Source organism: Thiohalophilus sp. (assembly GCF_046483665.1).
Lineage (GTDB): Bacteria > Pseudomonadota > Gammaproteobacteria > UBA6429 > Thiohalophilaceae > Thiohalophilus.
The window spans coordinates 119428-139045 of the sequence record NZ_JAWOCR010000021.1; the positions used below are offsets into that span (position 1 = coordinate 119428).

Consider the following 19618-nt stretch of genomic DNA (forward strand, 5'->3'; position numbering starts at 1 on the left):
TTACTCGGGTCGGTTTTGACTTGTTTTCCTTCTGTGTTCTTTCCCGATCGAGGCAGGCTGTTACAATATCGCTATGAACCAGCCGGATACGCCTCGTAACTCGTCCCTCGTCCCTCGGCCCTCTGTTTTTGACGAGGCCGAAACCTGTCTGCGGGCCTGTGATCCCGATACCAAACTGCAGCAGACGCGGGTGGTGTCGGTGGCCTGGCAGGCGGGGGAATTGGCGTGCGAGTCGAGTGGGGAAGCGGTGTGCCTGTCCGAGCCGGGGCGTCCCGGGCGGCCGGAGCTGGTGGCCCCACGGGATCTGCCGACCCGCAGTACAGCCAGTGAGGCGGGTCGGGCGGCGCTGATCCACTCGATTTGTCATATCGAATTCAATGCCATTAACCTGGCCTGGGACGCGGTGTATCGTTTCCGTGATTTGCCACGGGACTATTACACGGACTGGATCAAGGTGGCGCGCGAGGAGGCGTATCATTTCAGCCTGCTGCGCGATCATCTGCGTCACCTGGGCTATGACTATGGCGATTTTCCGGCGCACAACGGCTTGTGGGAGATGTGTCTGCAAACGGCGCATGATCCGCTGGTCCGCATGGCGCTGGTGCCGCGCGTGCTGGAAGCACGGGGACTGGATGTGACACCGGGAATCATGCGCAAGCTGGAACAAAGCGGCGATGATAACGCCGTGGATCTGTTACGGATTATCCAACGCGACGAAGTCGGGCATGTCGCCATCGGCTCGCGCTGGTTTTCTTATTTGTGTGAACAACGTGGACTGGCGCCGGAAGCGACATTCCGCAAATTATTTGATCAATACATGCCGGCGGGCGGCCGGGGGCCGCTGGACAGGGCCTCGCGCCTGCAAGCCGGTTTTTCTGAAGCCGAACTGGATTATATCGAAGGGGTAGGATGATGTTGCAGTACAAAGCCGTAATGATGAGCCTGTTAGCGTTGACGATGCTGGGGGGGTGTGACACTTCAGAACCAGACCCGGGTAAGCAGAAGACGTCGGTCAAGATTGACTTCATGGAACACGAGCAATATGTCAAACCCTATCCAACCCGATTGATTGTCACCAACAAGTTCATGCGCTTCGATGACGGTGAAGGCTCCACCAGTTTTATCCTGTTTAACCGGGATACCGATACCATCTACAGTGTCAATGACGAGGATCGTACCGTAATGTCACTGAAGGATCAGGAGATTGATCTGGAACCACCCATGGCGCTGGAACTGGAAGAACGCAACCTGGGAACACTGGAAGAGGCCCCGAAAATACAGGGGATGACGCCTGTGCATTATCAGTTCTTCGCCAATGGCGAGGTCTGTTATGATGTGGTGGCCGTCAAGGGACTGATGCCCGATGTGGTCGACGCCATGCAGGCTTTTAAAACCATTCTGGCCAATGACAGCAAGGTAACGTTCAACAATATGCCTGCCGATCTGCACAATGCCTGCGATATGTCCATGAGTACCTTTGCCACCGGCCGGCATCTCAAGCACGGTTTTCCGATCCAGGAATGGAGTGTTGATGGAGACGGCCGGACGCTGGTTGACTATGATGAAAGCTACAAACCGGACCCGACGTTGTTCGAATTACCGGAGGATTACCGTCATTTTTCCGTTCAGGACATACGCGGAGGCAAGGTGAACGGCGGCGGGCATTGAGGTTTCTCAAAAAGTCTGCGAATAAACGCAAATCAGTAATGGAATAATACGCAGAGTGGTATAAGCACAGCGCTACCACCCTGTACCGGAAATTGGCCGGATCAAGCGCAGCGGATCCGGTAATCTTCTTAAAGCGGCAGCCCTTCCAGAGCACAGCCGCTTGCATCACACACCAGCACGCTGCCCTGTTCATACCAGTCACCCAGCACAATCCGGCGTGCCGGCTGTCCGTCCACGATAAATTCGTGGATGGCCGGGCGGTGAGTGTGGCCGTGAATCATCTGCAATACGTTGTGCTCGCGCAGCAGCTGTTCCACGGCCCGGGCATTGACATCCATGATCGCTTCATCCTTGCTGCCGGTCTCGAGTTTGCTGGTCTCACGGTATTGTCTGGCCAATGCCAGGCGCTCTTCGGGAGATTTGGCCAGTAACGCTTCCTGCCACGCGGGATCGCGTACCATGCGGCGAAATTCCTGGTAGGGCTGATCGTCGGTGCAGAGTATATCGCCGTGTAACAACAGCGTCGGGGTGCCGTAGAGATCGAGAGCGGTCGGCTCGGCCAGCAGTCTGGCGCCACTTTGACGGCAGAATTCCTCGCGCATGAGAAAATCCCGGTTACCGTACATGACATACAGCGGGACCTTTCGGGAGAGCGCGTGCATGGCATCGATGGCCGCCCGGTAGTCCGGCAGGATCATGTCATCGCCCAGCCAGACTTCGAACAGATCGCCGAGTATATAGAGGGCCTCGGCGTGGCTGGCCCGTTGTTGCAGAAAGTCGATGAACAGCCCGGTGATATCGGGCCGCTCATCGCTAAGGTGAAGATCGGAGATAAAGAGGGTAGTCATACCCGGAATTATTCGACTTCCACCCGTTCGATCACGATGTCTTCCTTGGGCACATCCTGATGAGGGCCGAAGGAGCCCGTGTCGACCTGGCGGATTGCATCCACAACATCCATGCCCTCGGCGACCTTGCCGAATACGCAATAGCCCCAGCCTTCACCCGTTTCGGAACGAAAGTTCAGAAAATCGTTGTTGGAAACGTTAATGAAGAACTGGGAGGAGGCGGAATGGGGATCCGGGGTGCGGGCCATGGCAATAGCGCCGCGCTCGTTCTTCAATCCGTTATTGGCTTCGTTTTGAATCGGCGCGTCGGTTTTTTTCTCACGCATGCCCGGTTCCATGCCACCACCCTGGACCATGAAGTCTTCAATCACACGATGGAAAATCGTACCATCGTAAAAGCCGCTTTTGGCATAGTTAAGAAAGTTCTCCACTGTTTTCGGCGCTTTTTCGGCGTTGAGTTCCAGCACAATCGTGCCTTTGTTGGTATGCAGTTTGACCATGAGGGTTCCTGGTTAGTTGGATGAAGCGGGCTGCTCGGGATTGAGCAGGGTGACATTCTGGATAATGACCGGGGTTTTGGGTACATCCCGGGCAAAGGGGCCGCCGGCTCCGGTAGTGACGGACTTGATTTTGTTCACGACATTCATGCCCTTGACCACCTTGCCGAAGACGGCATAACCGTATTCGCGGGGAGTTTTGCCGCTATGGTTGAGAAACTCGTTGTCAGCAACATTGATAAAGAACTGGGCCGTGGCCGAATGGGGATCCATGGTGCGGGCCATGGCGATGGTGCCGGGTTTGTTTTGCAGTCCGTTGTCGGCCTCATTGACCACCGGCGCCCGGGTTTCCTTGCGCTCGTAACCGGGGGTAAAACCGCCCCCCTGGATCATAAAGTCATCGATCACGCGGTGAAACAGCGTGTTGTCGTAAAAGCCGTCCTCGACATAGCGCAGAAAATTGTCAACTGTCCTGGGGGCTTTGTCCGGCGTCAGCTCCAGAACAATCGTGCCCATGCTCGTTTGCATTTCGACTCGCGGCGCGGATTCCTGGGCCAGGGCGGAAGCGGGGACGAGCAGGAGGATCAGTTTGAGCCAGAGCAGGAGATTTCGCATAACAGCAATTCCATAAGGTTGAGGCATAGAGTGGGCATAATAATGGGTTTGTGCGGCGGGTAAAAGTCTTGAATCGGCCGGCGGATTTTGTCTGGGCCAAGGAATTCCGGTACTCTACGCGCTGGTCGGTGCAAGGTGCGCCGGCATTTGTGACGAGTGACTCGAATGCTGCAAATCCATAATAATCTGACCCGGCGCAAGGAAACCTTCCAGCCCATCGATCCGGCCAATGTCAGGATGTATGTCTGCGGAATGACGGTCTATGATATGTGTCACATCGGCCATGCCCGGGTACTGGTGGTATTCGATGTGGTCTATCGCTATCTGTGCGAGGTGTTCGGGGCCGAACACGTCACTTATGTGCGCAACATTACCGATATCGACGATAAGATTATCCAGCGCGCCAGCGAAAATCATGAGCCCATTGATAGCCTGACCGACCGCTACATCGAGGAGATGAACCGCGATGCCGGGGCCCTGGGCGTGCGGCAACCCAACCAGGAACCCCGTGCGACGCTGCATATGCAGCAGATCATCGAGATGATCGCCACCCTGGTGGAGAAGGGCTATGCCTATGCGGCCGATAACGGCGATGTCTACTATGACGTCAGCCAGTTTGACGGCTACGGACGCCTGTCCGGCAAACATATCGAGGATCTGCGTGCCGGCGAACGCATTGCGGTTGACGAGGCCAAGCAGGATCCCCTCGATTTTGTTCTGTGGAAGGCCGCCAAGGAAGGTGAGCCAGCCTGGGATTCACTCTGGGGCAAGGGCCGCCCCGGCTGGCATATCGAGTGTTCGGCCATGTCCACCCATTGTCTGGGCCACCATTTCGACATCCACGGTGGCGGGCTGGATCTGCAGTTTCCCCATCATGAAAATGAAATCGCCCAGTCCGAGGCCGCCACCGGCGAGACCTTTGTCAATGTCTGGATGCACAACGGCTTTGTGCGGGTGGACGAAGAAAAAATGTCCAAATCGCTGGGCAACTTTTTCACCATCCGCGACGTGCTGCAGCAGTATGCACCGGAAGTGCTGCGCTATTTTATTCTCTCCAGTCACTATCGCAGTCCGCTCAATTACTCGGATCAGCACCTGGACAATGCCAAAGGGGCATTGACCACACTGTATACCGCCTTGCGGGGGCATGAAGCGGTCGAAGCGGCTCCGCTCAGTGCGGATTATGTCGAACGTTTTCGCACCGCCATGGACGATGATTTCAATACCCCCGAAGCCCAGTCGGTGTTGTTTGAACTGGCCCACGAGATCAACCGGCAGGCGGATCCGGGGTTGGCGCAACAGGCGGCCGCCACGCTTAAATATCTCGGCGGCCTGCTCGGTTTGTTGCAACAGTCGCCACAGGCGTTTTTGCAGGGCGAGGGGGGCGGCGACGCGCCGGACAGCGACGTCATCGAGGCGCTGATTCGTCAGCGCACCGAGGCGCGTGCCAACAAGGACTTTGCAGAGAGTGACCGGATCCGCGATGAACTGCACGACCAGGGCGTGATACTCGAGGACGGCCCCGGGGGCACCACCTGGCGACGGGTGTAAGTTTCCATCGTCCCGTAGCGATCAACTGTCTGAATCCGTCGTAAGGAGGTCAATGTGAAGATCCGAACGCTGGTATTGTTGTTCGTGGGGCCATTTTTGTTATCGGGCAATCCGGTTTTCAGCCAGGAGGCTCTCCAGGAAGATCAGACACATGTTGCGACCTGGAACCGCTTTGCCGATCAGACTCTGGCGCTGCATCGGCAATTAATTGACGAGCAGGACGTTGAACGCCAGACCACGACGGGTGGCTATGCCCACCTGCCGGAATTTTATCGTCAGGAAAGTTATTTTCACGACGGCGAGCTGATCAGCCGGGTGCAATGGGAAATCGAATCCGGCGACCTGCATGTGATCGAAGTATTTATTCGCGATGATGAGGGGCGCGTCGTACGCGATTATACCGCCGCCTATTTGCCCGAATACCATAACGCGCCGACCCAGACCCTGGTGAGTTTCCATGCTTACAATAACGGTCTGCACGCATTTCGCAGCTTCGATGCCTCGGGAGAGTTGAACGTGGAGCGGTGTAGCGGCACACACGAGGGTGAGCGCGTAGAATTACTGGTTGATCAGGGATCGGTGTTTGGCAGTACCGAGCAAGATCCCGAATTGCAGCAAACCCCGCTTTATCAACGCTGCTTCGCTGGCCTGCCCGAGAAGCCGGGCAAGTATCTTCAGCCTCAGTAAGTCCCACAGAGGCAGGCCGGACATAGCCAAGTGGTGTCCGGCGGGATAGGCCGCAAAGGTTTAATGATCGTGGAAGTTGTTACAGGCGTCGACCGTGTTCTGCAGCAGCATGGCCACGGTCATGGGGCCGACTCCGCCGGGCACCGGGCTGATCCAGGCGGCGTGCTGGCTGGCGGAGGCAAAATCGACATCCCCGATCAGCTTGCCGGCCTCGGTGCGGTTGATCCCCACATCGATCACGGTGGCGCCGGGTTTAACCCAGTCGCCGTCGACGACGCCCGGTTTTCCGACGGCCACCACCACAATCTCCGCCTCGCGCACCTTCTGTTTCAGATCCCGGGTAAAACGGTGGCAGACCGTGACTGTGGCGCCGGCCAGTAACAGCTCCAGCGCCATCGGGCGGCCGACGTGGTTGGAAGCGCCGACCACCAGCGTGTCCTGGCCCTTGACCGGCTGGCCGGTGCTCTCCAGCATGGCGATTACCCCGCGCGGGGTGCACGGGCGCAACACCGGCATGCGCACCGCCAGGCGGCCGATATTGTAGGGGTGAAAGCCGTCCACATCCTTGTCGGGCTTGACGCGCTCGATGACGGTTTCCTGGTTGATATGCGGGGGCAGGGGCATCTGTACCAGAATCCCGTCCACCACCGGATTGGCGTTGAGCTCGTCGATCAGGGTCAGCAGGCGATCCTGTTCCGTATCAATGGGCAGGTCATAGGCATAGGAGTTGATCCCGGCCTCTTCGCACGCCTTGCGCTTGTTGCGCACATACACTTCCGAGGCCGGATCGTTGCCGACCAGGATGACAGCCAGTCCGGGGGCTCGCTTTTCGGCCTCCAGCCGGGCATCCACCTGCTGTTTCACCAACTGGCGCCGCTGGGCGGCGAGGGCCTTGCCATCGATAATCTGGGCTGTCATGCAAACCTGTCCGAATTTGGGTTTCTGGAATTGAAATCCCTGTTATGATCGCATGATAGTCTCGTCAGGCCAAGCATACGGCGGAAAATAGCAGCAATTTCATTGACCTGCGTCGGCAGTATGCGTATTATCGCCGCCCTTGTTCGGGGAATAGCGCAGTCTGGTAGCGCGCCTGCTTTGGGAGCAGGATGTCGGGGGTTCGAATCCCTCTTCCCCGACCAGTTCAGCGCCCGTAGCTCATTTGGATAGAGCATCGGCCTTTAAGCTCGTCCTGTGGGACGAACGAGGAGCCTTTGCAGGGAACCGGAACCTGCAAAGTGGATCGCACTGTATCGGGGAAACCTTAACAGGTCAGGCTGATGGCAATCCCGAGGAAACCGGTGGTTCGCCCTCTGGGCGCTATGATAAAATCACCGGGATCCGTAGAGGCCATACGTGCGACACCTGAGACGGTGAAGAGATGGTCCAGACCACAAACGGATGGAATCCGGCAGCGAAAGCTGTAGCGGGTAAGCTAAGCCGAGGGTAGCAGGTTCGAGTCCTGCCGGGCGCGCCAATACCCAGGTTCTAGCAGCTAGTAACTAGAATCTAGATACTTGTTCTATGGTGGCTGTAGCTCAGTTGGTAGAGTGCAGGATTGTGGCTCCTGTTGTCGTGGGTTCGATTCCCATCAGCCACCCCATCTGATGAATAAAGGGCTGTCTCAGTGAGACAGCCCTTTATTTATTACGTGACAAAAAAATAGTTCAGTCAATTTAGCGTCCGGGTACGGACAGGACCAGGCTAATCATTGCCCAGCCGGCGAACAGAAAGTCGACTCCCACCAGAATACCGATCAGCCAGAACGCAGCTTCCGGAAGTTGCGTAATAACCAGAATACCCAGAATCAGTGCCAGGATGCCACTGGCCAGAATCCAGCCCCAGGCATCATACGGTTTAAGCTGAAACGCCAGGATCGTACGAAATACGCCCGATACCAGAAACATGGCTGTGATCAACAGGGTGACAGTCATAATGCCGTGCATCGGAAAAGCCACCAGCAGCCCTCCGATGATGACGGTCAACAGGGCAGTCAGCAAAGATAACCAGAATCCTTTCCAGGGCCTGACTTGCAAGGCGTGTACCGTACCGATTATCCCGGCCACCAGTAATATCACGCCAAGCGCCAGTTCGCCGGCGAGAGTGGCGGCAAAGGGAAACAGCAGGGCGGCTATCCCCAGTAAAACCATTACCCCACCGAGGAAAATGAACCAGCCGCGGTGCTTCTGTATTTCCGCACTGTTGACGAAAAGATGATGTTCCCTGAATTCATCTGCGAGGGTCATTTTGTTCTCCTTTGTCACCGTTGCGATGACGATTGTGGTTATCATTTTCTTTTAAGGGAATCTGCGCATCCTGACGATATCGTCGCTTTGCACCGGGGCGATAGATATAGACAATAATCCCGATAAATATAAGCGGTATACCAAATAGATAAAGATAGCCTGACCAGCTCATAATTTGCTTTTCCTCAATTGACTCTCAAGGGGATATAGCCGGATTTCCTGATTAAAGTCTGGCAGGAATTCCCCGGCTGCGCGTTGAGATTTTTCAATGTTAATCAGAGCAGATACTTCAAACTGGAGTTAACAAATACCAGTTCATGGAGGCGATGTGATACATCCGGAATTATTACGGGATAAGGGCGTTGTTATCGTTAGTCCGAGCGGGAAGCTGGAACAAACGGATTTCGAGGAATTGGCCTATCTGGTTAACCCGTATATTGAAAAACATGGAGAAATCAACGGGATGATGATTCTGGCCAGTGATTTTCCTGGTTGGGAGGATTTTGCCGCCCTGGTTTCTCATATCCGTTTTGTCGAAGATCACCAGACCCGGGTAAAACGGGTGGCCGTGGTCAGTGATGACGATATTCTTTCCCTGTTGCCGAAACTGGCCGATCATTTTGTTGAAGCCGAAGTGCAACATTTCCCTTTTGCTCAACGCGAACAGGCCATGTCCTGGCTGGAGAGTTCGGGAACATGAGCGGCTCCATGTTTTTCGGAACCGGTTAACAAGGGGATCAGGCGGCAGGTTTTCTAACGTGGCTCCACCAGATGCGGCAGGCACCTTCGTCAGAGACCATGCAGGGGCCGATGGGATGGCGCGGCGTACAGGCGGCACCGTAAAGTTTACATTCGGTGGGGTAGATCTTGCCCAGTACCACCCGCGCGCAGTCGCACCCCGGTGGCATCTTGCCGGCTCGTTTACGGGCCTCATCCTGATAGCTGGCGTATTTTTGACGGGCGTCATGCGGCTGCCAGGCTTCCCTCAGACCAAAACCTGATGAAGGAATGACTCCGATACCACGCCACTTGGCGTCGATGACTTCCATGACGTTATACAGATGCTGTTTGGCGCGGGGGTTACCCGCTTTGCTGACCAGTTCGGGATAGCAATTATCCAGAAATGGCCTGTCCTCCAGTCGCTGTCGCAGTGTCGAATAGATAGCGGCCAGCAGGCTCTCGTTATTGAAACCGGCCACGGCCGCCGGAATGTTGTGCTGTTCGACGACGAAGCGCCATTCCTCAGAACCCATGACCGTGGCCACATGCCCCGGGGCGACCAGACAATCGAAACCGGGTTCGTCCGATGCCAGTAGCATGGCAACTGCCGGCCAGGTAAGACGACCCGAGAGCAGTAACAACAGGTTGTCCGGGGCGCCCTCGGCCAGCATGGCCGCCACCGGGGCGGTGGTGGTTTCAAAGCCGGCGGCAAAGAAGATAACTTCTTTGTCGGGATGCTCATTGGCGATCCGGACCACTTCGGCGGGCGAGGCTACCGGGCGGATGTCGGCGCCAATGGCCCGGGCCTCTTCCAGGGAGCGCGCCTCGCTTTTGCTGACATTGACCGGGACCCGCAACATATCGCCGAAGGCTACCAGAATGACATCCTCGTTCAGTGCAATCTGGATGGCTTCATAGACATCTTCTTCGGGGCAGACACAGACGGGACAACCGGGGCCGGGAATCAATTCGATGTTATCGGGCAGGGCAGTGCGCAGGCCGGCCTGGGTAATCGAGCGTTCGTGCCCGCCACACACGTTCATGATGCGCACCTTCTTCGGCAACGACAGTTGCCGAATCTTCTGCAGCCATTGTCTGGCGGTCAGACTCATCAGCGATTATCGATCTCAGGGTTGGGCCGGTTCGCCGGCGTGCAACCGGCCGTTGTTCGCCTGGATTTTAGGCAATACTGTTTCGCCCCGGGCAAGTCGCTGTTGATGTGAAGCTATTGCGTTTTCCAGCCAGTCGAACCACGCATCCATGCCCTGTTGTCGGGTGGCCGACAGCGACAGCATGGGAGCGGGGTTGGCCAGTTGCCGCAGGCACTGCTCGGCTTTGAGTGGTTCAAAGTCATCCAGTACCGCGAGCAGGTCGATTTTGGTCAGCAGCATGAGATCGGCGGCGCGGAACATGACCGGGTATTTGGCCGGCTTGTCGTCGCCTTCGGTCACCGAGAGCAGGGTAATGTTGTGGTGATGGCCGAGATCGAAACTGGCGGGGCAGACCAGGTTGCCAACGTTCTCGATAAAGAGTAGATCGTAATCGGCCAGGTTCAGCTGGTGCAGAGCATCATGCACCATGTGGGCATCCAGGTGGCAGGCGCTGCCGGTGGCGATCTGGATCGCCGTGATACCTCTGGCGCGGATGCGTTCGGCATCATTTTCGGTTTCCAGATCACCTTCGATGACGGCGATGCGATAACGATCGGCCAGGGCATCGATGGTTGCCTCGAGCAGGGCGGTCTTGCCCGAGCCGGGGGAGGACATCAGGTTGATGGCCAGTACGCTGTGTTGATCAAAGTGCTGACGGTTGTGTAGTGCCTGATGATCGTTTTCCGACAGCAGACTTTGCAGTACCATCACCGCTGACTTGCCGTCGGCGGTTTTTTCCAGCATGCCGGTCGGTTGCAGCAGGTGCCGGTTACCGGAAGTAATATTGCAGCCGCAGGTATCACACATACCGCCTTCCTCCGAATAGATTAAAAAAGCCCAACCACGAAGACACCAAGACACGAAAATTTATAAATGTATATGATGCGATTTTATTTATCTTGGTGTCTTCGTGTCTTGGTGGTTTGCATTTGTTTATTAACCCTTTGCCGCCTGTTCAGCCGTCGAGCGGTCCAGTTCAAGGCTGGCCAGTAACATTTCGTCGCCGCTTAATAAACGGGTCTGCCAGTGACCGCATTGTCCGCACACCAGTTTGCTGGCCGAGACGGCGTTCGATTCGGCGCCGCAATGCCGGCATTCGAGGCGAATGGGTAGCAGCTCAATTTCCAGCACCGCGTTTTCGGCGATGCTGCCGGCGACGGCCAGGGGAAAGGCCTGCTGCAGTAATTGCGGCTCGACACCGGACAAAGGACCAATCTGTACTTTGATACAGTGCACCGCGGTGGCCCGGTTTTCCATCGCCACGGTTTCGATCTGTTTCAGCATGCTCTGACAGATCGACAGTTCATGCATTGGAGAGGGCCGATTCGGCGGCCAGGATCTCATCAAACAGTTCCCAGCTCGAGCGGGCATCCTGTTCGCAGATTTTCTGGATGGCATAGCCCACGTGAACCATCACATAATCGCCGGTCTGGACTGCCTCGTCCTGCAACATGAACAGGCTGATATCCCGTTCCACGCCTTTGGCTTCGCAACGGGCGTTGAAACCGTTGATTTCCACAATCTGCATCGGAATGCCCAGGCACATGGGTTACTGATCCCGGCGTTTGCGTGCTTTTGCCCGGCGCATAACGAGGCCTTTTAACATGTACACCGCGAACAGGCCCGAACCCAGGATCATCAGCAGATGATCCGGCTGGCTGAGCAGGTGCAAAATGCCCTCGCCAAAGGGCATGCTGTGCCCGGCTGCAGGGTGAGCCACACCGGAGCTGCTGAATAACAGTCCGCCGCTGGATAACAAAATGGCAGGAAACAGGCGTGACATGGTTATCTCTCCTTCTTGTCAGACGACTTTGACATTGACCAGCTCATCTTCCTCAGTATCGGTCACATGCCCGGCTCAGGCAATACAGGGAACCCGGTTGCGAATGGTGTACAGGATTTCTCGGGCCACGGGCGAAATGTTTATTCAGGAGCGTTCCTGGTTGATATAGGCGACGATGTGGCGCAGGGCCTCATCGTCCAGTTCAAAACGGTGGGGCCGTATCGTGTCCGAGCGTAAAAGTTCAGGGAGTTGATCGGGCGGGGTTGTGAGTTTAGCCGGGGTTTGGTGGCAGCGACTACAATGTTGCTGGAACAGGTGCTTACCTTCGGCCGCGCTAACGGCTGGAGTACTGAACATGATGCCGATACTGCACAGAATGCTCAAGCGAGTCGAAGGTGTTATGTGATCAGACATAGTGAACTCCCGGGTTAGTGACAGGTTATGCCGGTGTCTGTGGGGGCCGCGCAGAATCCCGGTCCCTGTTTATTAATAGCAAATAGACGGAATTTGTCACGCGCACCAGTCAACCTCCCTTTACCGCCCCTGCAGGATCGGAGCCTGCCGCGGTCATTTAGCATATCCGGGGCAGAGGATCGTTCTCCAGTTCTTCCAGTACCCGTTCGCCGCCCAGTTCGGTCTCCAGGACTACGCCGGGATCCTCGCAATTCAGATGACCAATAATGGCGGCCTCCTCGCCCCCGGTAAGCTGTTGCCAACGTTCCAGCAGGGCCCCGGCCTGAGCACTTGCAACAACGGCGACAATCCGGCCTTCACATGCCAGGTAACAGGGATCGTAGCCGAGTATGTCGCAAACTGACCGGACCGGCTGGCGTACCGGAATCCCGGTCTCCTGGATCCGCACACCCAGACCGGTGGCGCGCTGAATCTCATGCAGGACTGTTGCCAGCCCGCCGCGGGTGGGATCGCGCATATAGCGCAGCCCTTCCAGTTCGGTGGCGGCCTGTGCCAGCGGCAGAACGCTGGCGGCGTCGGAACGGACATCGCCGCGCAGGCCGAACTGTTCTCTGGCCAGCATGACGGCAATCCCGTGGTCGCCAACCGGGCCGCTGACGATGATCGTGTCTTGTGGCTGGATATGGAACATCCCCAGTTGTAACGAACGTCTTCGCAGGCCGACACCGGTGGTAGCAAAATAGACCCCGCTGCCTTCGCCGCGAGGCACCACCTTGGTATCGCCGCAGGCAATACGCACACCAGCTTCACGGGCCGCGCCCGCCAGGCTGTTGAGCAGACGCTGAAGTAATGCCACCTCGAGTCCTTCTTCGATAAACAGGTTCAACGTCAGGTAATGGGGAATTGCACCGCTGACCGCCAGATCGTTGACCGTGCCATGCACCGCCAACGAACCGATATCGCCGCCCGGGAATTCCAGCGGCTTGACCGTAAAGCCGTCGGTAGTGATCAGTAACTCGGCTCCATCTGTGTTCAGCGCGATACTGGCCGCATCGTTTTCGATATCTCCCAGCCGATCGCCGAGACAATCGGCAATCAATCCTGCAATCAATTCGCGCATAAGGCGGCCCCCATTACCGTGGGCGAGTGAGATGTGCGAGTCAGTCAGGTTGTTCATGGGGTTGATTTTTTACCGCAGAGACGAAAACATAATGTCGAATATTGAGTTAAATCTGGATACAGAGATTTAATTCAAATTCAGCATTCAAGACTCAGAATGATTTTAGCTCTTGAGCCGGGCCTGGGCTTCGATAATCTGACCGTAACATAGTCCGGCGTCGTTGATCGGGACCTGTTGCGGCAGATAGACGCGAAAGCCGGCCTGGCGGCACTGTTGCATGACCTGTTGACTGAGTAAACGGTTTTGAAAGACGCCGCCGGATAGCCCGACGGCAAAATCGCCATGTTGCCGATGCAATTCGACAGCCTGAGCGAGCAGGGCCCGGGCCAGGCTGTGATGAAAGGCCGCAGCCCGATCGGCAATCGACAATGTTTCATCCAGCAATAACGGCAACAACGGTGCCCAGTCACTGCGTAACAGCCCTGACTGTTTCATCAGGGGCAGATCGATGCCTTTATGCGTGCCGTTGAACGCCTGCTGTTCCAGCCACATCGGTCCCTGGCCTTCAAAGCTGGCGTTACGGCAAAGGCCGGTGAGGGCGGATGCGGCATCGAACAGGCGACCGACTGCCGTGGTTTGCGGTGCGTTGAGTCTTTTGTGCCAGGCCTGGTGTAACAGAGCGGTATTCTCGGGGGCATCAGACCAGTCGTATTGGGTCTGCCAGCACAATGCCAGGGCCGTGCGCCAGGGTTCACGCGCGGTGCGTTCGCCGCCGGGTAAATAAAACGGCCGCCAGCTGGCCAGGCGCTGCCATTGGCCGGGCTGGCCCAGCAGGGCTTCACCACCCCACAGTGTACCGTCCGCTCCCAGTCCGACACCGTCCCAGGTGAACACCAGCCAGCGTGGCTCGTGGGGATATTCGCCGGCGACAATGGCGGCATGGGCGTGATGATGGGCTACCGTTTCCAGCGGCTGGTTCTGTTGTTTGGCCCAGCGTGAACTGAAATAGTCGGGATGCTTGTCACAGACCAGTGCAGCGGCTTCTACGGCATAGAGTTGTTGCAAGTCGGCAATGGTCCGGGCATAAATCTGCTGGCTGCGCGGCGCATCGAGATCGCCGATATGCGGGGAGATGACAATCCGCTGATCCCATGCAAGTGCCACGCTGTTTTTCATATGACCGCCACAGGCGAGCATCGGCCGGGATAATGGCTGCGGCAAAGCCAGTTCCAGCGGCGCATTGCCACGTCCCAGGCGCAGGGGGCGAGGTTGGCGATCGATGATGCGTATCACCGGGTCATCCGCCGGTCGTACGATGGGACGATTATGGTGCAGGCGCACAGGGGTCAGATGTGCGAGGCGTTGTCTGACCTCATCCGCGTCGGTCAGTACCGGTTCCCCGGAAAGATTGGCCGAAGTGGCCACGATGGGTTTGCCAAACCGGGCCAGAAGAAGATGGTGCAGAGGACTGTAAGGCAACATGACGCCCAGCTCATTCATGCCCGGAGCCAGATTTTCGGGTAGCTGGCTGTTACCGTGGCGCGACAACAGCACAATGGGTCGGGTCACTGAACACAAGGCCTCGGCGGAGACCGCGTCCACTTGCAGCTCATGACGAATTCTGTCGAGTTCATCCTTGCCTTCGGAAGGAAACATTACGGCGAGCGGTTTGTCAGGTCGCTTCTTTCGCCCCCGAAGATAGTCGATTGCCTTCGTATTGGTGGCGTCACAGCAAAGGTGATAACCACCGATACCTTTTACGATGATGATAGCGCCCTGTTGAAGTGAATCGACGGACGCTTGCAGAGCCGCCTCACCGGCAATTTGCCGGTTCGTACCGGCTGTTTCAAACTGGAGCTGGGGACCACAATCGGGACAGGCCAGCGGTTCGGCGTGAAATCGCCGATTCAGAGGATCAGTATAGTCTGCCTGACAGGTGGGACACAGGGTGAATCCCGACATGCTTGTATTGGCGCGATCATAAGGTAGGTGCCTGACAAGCGTATAACGAGGGCCACACGCGGTGCAGTTGATGAACGGGTAAGCATAGCGACGGTCATCGGGATCGTTGAGTTCACGCAGGCAATCGGAACAGAGAAAGTAGTCAGGCGGAATATGGATGTCGGCGCCGAGAGCAGACTGCGACGGAAGGATGAGAAAACCCTTCTCTTCGCGAACAATGTTCAGGCTTTCGTTTTTGCTGACCACAGGCCGTGAGGCAGGTGGGGGATGGACCTGTAGCTGTGAAATAAACATTTCGATATGTTGAACATCTCCCTGGAGCTGTAGCTGTACCTGACCCTGGCTGTTTCTGACCCAGCCGCTGAGGTGCAGTTGTTGTGCGAGCCGGAAAACGAACGGTCGGAATCCGACGCCCTGAACACGGCCACTGATAATCAGCTCTCGTCTTTGTGGCATATTCATAGAATAAAGTGTCGTCTCGTCACCCGTGGCGATAAACGATATAATGCAACAAATTTCAGGCTCAGGGTGTCAAGGAAGAAACAGGGTTGACCCTCTGTCATGATAAATATTCTGACGGCGTAGTAAAGCGCGATTTTTCTGGCGCGTATCAACAAGCATGATTATATGGAGTTAACGGAATAAATGGATCTGCTGAATAATCTGTTATTGATCGCCGCGTTGCTGTTATTCGGGAGTATTGTAGTCAGTTCAATCTCGGCACGGGTCGGCGCTCCCCTGCTGTTAATCTTTTTAATTGTGGGTATGCTCGGCGGTGAAGAAGGGCCGGGAAATCTGGTATTTGATGATGTCGGTACCGCCTATCTGATCGGTTCGACAGCGCTGGGGATCATTCTTTTAAACGGTGGACTGCACACCAAATTTGAAAGTTTTCGGGTTGGGTTGCGCCCGGCATTGAGTCTGGCAACCGTCGGGGTTTTGATTACCAGTGGTCTGGTGGGGCTGGCGGCAGCCTGGATTTTTGAGTTGCACTGGATGCAGGGCATGCTGCTGGGTGCCATTATCGGTTCCACTGACGCGGCAGCGGTCTTTTCTCTGTTGCATGCCAGGGGAATGAATATCGAGCGCCGGGTGGGGGCCACACTGGAGATCGAGTCGGGTAGTAATGACCCGATGGCCATCTTTCTCACAATTGTCCTGATTGAACTGATCCAGACCCAGCAGTCGCTGATGAGCTGGGATGTCTTGCTCTCGTTTTGCATGCAGATGGGGATTGGCGCCCTGGCGGGGGTATTGGGGGCGCGCCTTCTGGGGTTTATGATAAACCATTTGACGCTGGCCAATGGTCTGTATCCTCTGCTGGTGACCAGTGGTGGCTTGCTGGTATTCGCTCTGAGTAACAGTCTGGGCGGCAGTGGTTTTCTGGCTATCTATCTGGTTGGTGTGGTTCTGGGCAATCGCAAGCTACATGCCGGACAGAATATTTTGCGTGTTCATGACGGGCTGGCCTGGTTAAGCCAGATCGGTATGTTCCTGATCCTGGGATTACTGGTCACGCCTTCCGAGCTCTATCCAGTCGCCTGGCACGCCCTTTTGATTGCACTGGTGCTGATTTTTATCGCGCGACCGCTGGCGGTGCTGCTATGCCTGTTACCGTTTCGCTTTGCCTGGCGCGAGATGAGTTATATTGCCTGGGTCGGGTTGCGGGGTGCGGTGCCAATTATTCTGGCCCTGTTTCCGTTACTGGCGGGAATGGAGCAAGCCGAACTCTATTTCAACGTGGCTTTTTTTGTCGTGCTGGTCTCATTATTATTACAGGGCTGGACCGTGGCTCCTGTAGCTCGCTGGTTACGTCTCGAGATTCCACCGGGACCGGAGCCTGTTATGCAGATCGATACCTTGATACCCGGGCATCCTGAATGTGAGATTCTGGTTTACCATCTTGGGCACAATAGCCCGTTGCGTGATCGTTCACCGGATTACTTTATTTTGCCAGGGACGGCGCGTCTGACTTCGGTTATACGCGATGGGATTTCTTATGATGCTAAAGATATCGATCGATTTGCAGAAGGGGACTATGTCCATATTCTTGCCGCCAGTGATGAAGTCGATCAGATCAACCGGCTGTTTACCACACTGGAGTACGCGGCGGATCATCAATTCTTTGGTGATTTTATTCTCGATCCTGCGGCCAAACTCTGCGATCTGTCGACAGTTTATGGTGTCTCGGTGCCCGAGCGATGTGACACAATGACTGTCGGGGAGTACGTGGCACAACAGTTTCGTAATAAGCCGGTTGTCGGTGATCGGGCGCGACTGGACACGGTTGAATTGGTTGTACTGGAGATCGAACAGGGCAGGATTGTTAAAGTGGGTCTGAAGATTGCCTGATGATGTGTAATTGATCGCCTGTTCGTTATTTGCCGGGATAGATAAAAGAGTGATTCTCTGCCATGAATGTCAGGCTGGCTACAACACCTCTTTGTATATCTGAACTACTGTTTCAAAATTTATGTGCGATTTATATTTATACTCAAGCGGATCCCGCAGGTCACGCTGACCGCCGTCATGCCAGTGTCGCCTGTTCAAAGCCGGTCTCTGTCTCGGCCCGATGCCCCGATCGCCAATATCCGCCTGATGTTCGAAATCTTCCCGCAACGCTTTATGATTCATGCTGTTTTCCGTTTTGATTAAGAACCCCCGGTCAAACGCAGGCGAGTATGACTTGAAAAACATCTAACGATTGTGGTTCAATTCAGCGCTTGGGGCCGTTAGCTCAGTTGGTAGAGCAGGAGACTCTTAATCTCTTGGTCGAAGGTTCGAGTCCTTCACGGCCCACCAGTTACCTGCCGATTGTCCCCGCTACGCGCACGGATTACACCTCTATACATAGTCTTCTGTATAATCCCTCCTGATGAGTATTCGCGGAAGTGGTGAAATTGGTATACACGCAGGTTTTAGGTACCTGTGCCGCAAGGCGTGTGGGTTCGAGTCCCACCTTCCGCACCAGCTGTTGAAGAGCTTTAACTATATGAATTTAAAGAACTAAACGACGAGGTCAAACACATGCAAGTCTCTGTAGAAGCCACCGGGGGTCTGGAACGCCGGATGACAGTGAACGTTGACGAGGAGCGAATCGCCTCGGCAGTCGACGATCGGCTCAAGAATATGACCCATACCGTCAAGCTCAAGGGCTTTCGCAAGGGCAAGGTGCCGTTCAAGGTGGTCAAACAGCATTACGGCAAGCAGGTGCGTGATGAAGTGATTGGCGAAGTCGTGCAATCCACCTTTTACGAGGCCGTCAGCCAGGAAAAGCTGCAGCCGGCCGGGAATCCGAATTTTGACGATTTGAAAAACGAGCCGGGTCAGGGGCTGGCCTATACCGCCACTTTTGAAATTTACCCCGACCTCGAGCTGGCCCCCATGGCCGAGCAGACCGTCGAAAAACCGGTGACCGAGATTGGCGAGGGTGATGTCGACAAGATGATCGAAACCATCCGCAAGCAGAACATCAGCTGGCAACCGGTAGAGCGTGAAGCCAAACAGGGCGATCGCGTCACTATCGACTTCAAGGGCATGGTCGACGGCGAGACCTTTGAAGGCGGCAGCGGTGAAGGGATGCAGGTCGAACTGGGCGCCGGTCGCATGATTCCGGGCTTTGAAGACGGTCTGATGGGAGCCAAAGCCGGTGAAGACCGGACCCTGAACGTGACTTTTCCAGAGGATTACCACGTTGAGAGCCTGGCCGGCAAACCCGCGGTATTTGAAGCCCATATAAAAAGTGTCGAGGAAGCCGTCCTGCCCGAAGTCGATGCCGAGTTTGCCAGGCAACTGGGCGTGGAAAGCGGCGACCTGAGCGAGATGCGCGATGAGGTCCGTGCGAACATGCAACGTGAGCTGGATGAGCGTTTGCGCGGGAAGCTCAAGGAAGCGGTGATCGAGACCCTGCTGGCCGCCAACCCGATTGATGTGCCCAGATCATTAGTGGAAAACGAGGAACGGACTCTGTTACAGCAGATGCTGCAGAACCTTGCCAGCCAGGGGATGCAACAGCAGGACCTATCAGGTCTTAACCCGGAAATGTTCCGTGAGCAGGCCGAAAAGCGCGTGACACTGGGGCTGATTATGTCGGAGATCGTCAAGGCCAATGACCTCAAGGTGGAACCGGAGCAGGTCAAGGCGCGCATCCAGGAGATCGCCGCCCCTTACGAACACCCCGAAGAAGTGGTCAAATGGTACCAGTCCGATCGCCAGCGTCTGAGCGAAATCGAATCGCTGGTCTTCGAGGATCAGGTTGTCGACTGGGTGGTCGATCAGGCCAAAGTGGTTGAGAAACCAGTCTCATTTGATGAAATAATGACGTCCGAAAATGCGAAATAACAAGCTAGCAGCTTAAAG

21 protein-coding genes and 4 tRNA genes are annotated in these 19618 nt (G+C 55.9%); 11 read left to right on the plus strand and 14 right to left on the minus strand.

What is annotated here, in order from left to right:
• Positions 1-73: 73 nt before the first annotated feature.
• Together R6U90_RS05765 and R6U90_RS05770 are read left to right on the plus strand one after the other, a co-directional pair.
• Positions 74-913, plus strand: a complete 840-nt coding sequence (locus tag R6U90_RS05765) for a ferritin-like domain-containing protein (protein ID WP_410351720.1) — start codon at positions 74-76, stop codon at positions 911-913.
• Positions 910-1668 carry a hypothetical protein gene (locus R6U90_RS05770; RefSeq protein WP_410351721.1) on the plus strand — a complete coding sequence of 253 codons (759 nt, stop codon included), beginning with the start codon at positions 910-912 and terminating at the stop codon, positions 1666-1668. The genes R6U90_RS05765 and R6U90_RS05770 overlap by 4 nt, the downstream gene beginning before the upstream one ends.
• A gap of 128 nt (positions 1669-1796) precedes the next feature.
• Here the strand turns inward: R6U90_RS05770 and R6U90_RS05775 are convergent, their stop codons facing one another.
• From R6U90_RS05775 to R6U90_RS05785, 3 genes are read right to left on the minus strand one after another with little or no spacing between them, the layout of a single operon-like run.
• Positions 1797-2516, minus strand: coding sequence for a UDP-2,3-diacylglucosamine diphosphatase (locus R6U90_RS05775; protein ID WP_410351722.1), 720 nt, complete (start codon positions 2514-2516; stop codon positions 1797-1799).
• Between the two features lie 8 nt (positions 2517-2524).
• Positions 2525-3016 (minus strand): peptidylprolyl isomerase, encoded by a 492-nt coding sequence (locus R6U90_RS05780; RefSeq protein WP_410351723.1) that lies wholly within the window; start codon positions 3014-3016, stop codon positions 2525-2527.
• A 12-nt stretch (positions 3017-3028) separates the two neighbouring features.
• Positions 3029-3628, minus strand: a complete 600-nt coding sequence (locus R6U90_RS05785; RefSeq protein WP_410351724.1) for a peptidylprolyl isomerase — start codon at positions 3626-3628, stop codon at positions 3029-3031.
• Between the two features lie 165 nt (positions 3629-3793).
• Here R6U90_RS05785 and cysS point away from each other — a divergent pair, with 165 nt between their 5' ends.
• Together cysS and R6U90_RS05795 are read left to right on the plus strand one after the other, a co-directional pair.
• Entirely contained in the window at positions 3794-5179 is a 1386-nt protein-coding gene (cysS, locus tag R6U90_RS05790) for a cysteine--tRNA ligase (protein ID WP_410351725.1), read from the plus strand.
• A 54-nt stretch (positions 5180-5233) separates the two neighbouring features.
• Positions 5234-5866, plus strand: coding sequence for a hypothetical protein (locus R6U90_RS05795; RefSeq protein ID WP_410351726.1), 633 nt, complete (start codon positions 5234-5236; stop codon positions 5864-5866).
• Between the two features lie 60 nt (positions 5867-5926).
• On the opposite strand, the gene folD is transcribed toward R6U90_RS05795, so the two are convergent.
• Entirely contained in the window at positions 5927-6784 is an 858-nt protein-coding gene (folD, locus tag R6U90_RS05800; RefSeq protein ID WP_410351727.1) for a bifunctional methylenetetrahydrofolate dehydrogenase/methenyltetrahydrofolate cyclohydrolase FolD, read from the minus strand.
• 144 nt (positions 6785-6928) lie between these two features.
• On the opposite strand from folD, the gene R6U90_RS05805 reads away from it, so the two are divergent.
• Together R6U90_RS05805 and R6U90_RS05810 are read left to right on the plus strand one after the other, a co-directional pair.
• Positions 6929-7005 (plus strand) — tRNA-Pro (locus R6U90_RS05805).
• A gap of 385 nt (positions 7006-7390) precedes the next feature.
• Positions 7391-7466, plus strand: a tRNA-His gene (locus R6U90_RS05810).
• Between the two features lie 73 nt (positions 7467-7539).
• On the opposite strand, the gene R6U90_RS05815 is transcribed toward R6U90_RS05810, so the two are convergent.
• Both R6U90_RS05815 and R6U90_RS05820 read right to left on the minus strand, forming a co-directional pair.
• Positions 7540-8109, minus strand: coding sequence for an HdeD family acid-resistance protein (locus tag R6U90_RS05815; RefSeq protein ID WP_410351728.1), 570 nt, complete (start codon positions 8107-8109; stop codon positions 7540-7542).
• On the minus strand, positions 8093-8281 hold the full coding sequence (locus tag R6U90_RS05820) for a cbb3-type cytochrome oxidase subunit 3 (RefSeq protein WP_410351729.1): 189 nt from the start codon (positions 8279-8281) through the stop codon (positions 8093-8095). The genes R6U90_RS05815 and R6U90_RS05820 overlap by 17 nt, the downstream gene beginning before the upstream one ends.
• Before the next feature lie 156 nt (positions 8282-8437).
• Here R6U90_RS05820 and R6U90_RS05825 point away from each other — a divergent pair, with 156 nt between their 5' ends.
• A complete protein-coding gene (locus R6U90_RS05825; protein ID WP_410351730.1) occupies positions 8438-8809 on the plus strand; it encodes an STAS/SEC14 domain-containing protein in 372 nt (123 codons plus the stop codon).
• Positions 8810-8846: 37 nt separating this feature from the next.
• Here R6U90_RS05825 and hypD read toward each other — a convergent pair whose 3' ends face one another.
• The 8 genes from hypD to hypF form a co-directional block, all read right to left on the minus strand.
• On the minus strand, positions 8847-9941 hold the full coding sequence (hypD, locus tag R6U90_RS05830) for a hydrogenase formation protein HypD (RefSeq protein WP_410351731.1): 1095 nt from the start codon (positions 9939-9941) through the stop codon (positions 8847-8849).
• Positions 9942-9956: 15 nt separating this feature from the next.
• Entirely contained in the window at positions 9957-10787 is an 831-nt protein-coding gene (hypB, locus tag R6U90_RS05835) for a hydrogenase nickel incorporation protein HypB (RefSeq protein WP_410351732.1), read from the minus strand.
• A 129-nt stretch (positions 10788-10916) separates the two neighbouring features.
• The gene (locus R6U90_RS05840; protein WP_410351733.1) at positions 10917-11291 is read right to left on the minus strand and encodes a hydrogenase maturation nickel metallochaperone HypA; all 375 of its coding nucleotides are present in this window, start codon (positions 11289-11291) and stop codon (positions 10917-10919) included.
• On the minus strand, positions 11284-11526 hold the full coding sequence (locus R6U90_RS05845; protein WP_410351734.1) for a HypC/HybG/HupF family hydrogenase formation chaperone: 243 nt from the start codon (positions 11524-11526) through the stop codon (positions 11284-11286). The genes R6U90_RS05840 and R6U90_RS05845 overlap by 8 nt, the downstream gene beginning before the upstream one ends.
• Positions 11527-11529: 3 nt before the next feature.
• Positions 11530-11763 carry a HupE/UreJ family protein gene (locus tag R6U90_RS05850; protein WP_410351735.1) on the minus strand — a complete coding sequence of 78 codons (234 nt, stop codon included), beginning with the start codon at positions 11761-11763 and terminating at the stop codon, positions 11530-11532.
• Positions 11764-11907: 144 nt separating this feature from the next.
• Positions 11908-12177 carry a c-type cytochrome gene (locus R6U90_RS05855; RefSeq protein WP_410351736.1) on the minus strand — a complete coding sequence of 90 codons (270 nt, stop codon included), beginning with the start codon at positions 12175-12177 and terminating at the stop codon, positions 11908-11910.
• Between the two features lie 157 nt (positions 12178-12334).
• Positions 12335-13354 (minus strand): hydrogenase expression/formation protein HypE, encoded by a 1020-nt coding sequence (gene hypE, locus R6U90_RS05860; protein WP_410351737.1) that lies wholly within the window; start codon positions 13352-13354, stop codon positions 12335-12337.
• A gap of 105 nt (positions 13355-13459) precedes the next feature.
• A complete protein-coding gene (hypF, locus tag R6U90_RS05865; RefSeq protein WP_410351738.1) occupies positions 13460-15715 on the minus strand; it encodes a carbamoyltransferase HypF in 2256 nt (751 codons plus the stop codon).
• Between the two features lie 189 nt (positions 15716-15904).
• Here hypF and R6U90_RS05870 point away from each other — a divergent pair, with 189 nt between their 5' ends.
• The 4 genes from R6U90_RS05870 to tig all read left to right on the plus strand — a co-directional run bounded on the left by R6U90_RS05870 (position 15905) and on the right by tig (position 19600).
• Entirely contained in the window at positions 15905-17611 is a 1707-nt protein-coding gene (locus R6U90_RS05870; RefSeq protein WP_410351739.1) for a potassium/proton antiporter, read from the plus strand.
• Positions 17612-17985: 374 nt separating this feature from the next.
• A tRNA-Lys gene (locus R6U90_RS05875) sits at positions 17986-18061 on the plus strand.
• Between the two features lie 83 nt (positions 18062-18144).
• A tRNA-Leu gene (locus R6U90_RS05880) sits at positions 18145-18229 on the plus strand.
• Between the two features lie 57 nt (positions 18230-18286).
• A complete protein-coding gene (tig, locus tag R6U90_RS05885; RefSeq protein WP_410351740.1) occupies positions 18287-19600 on the plus strand; it encodes a trigger factor in 1314 nt (437 codons plus the stop codon).
• Positions 19601-19618 lie beyond the last annotated feature (18 nt).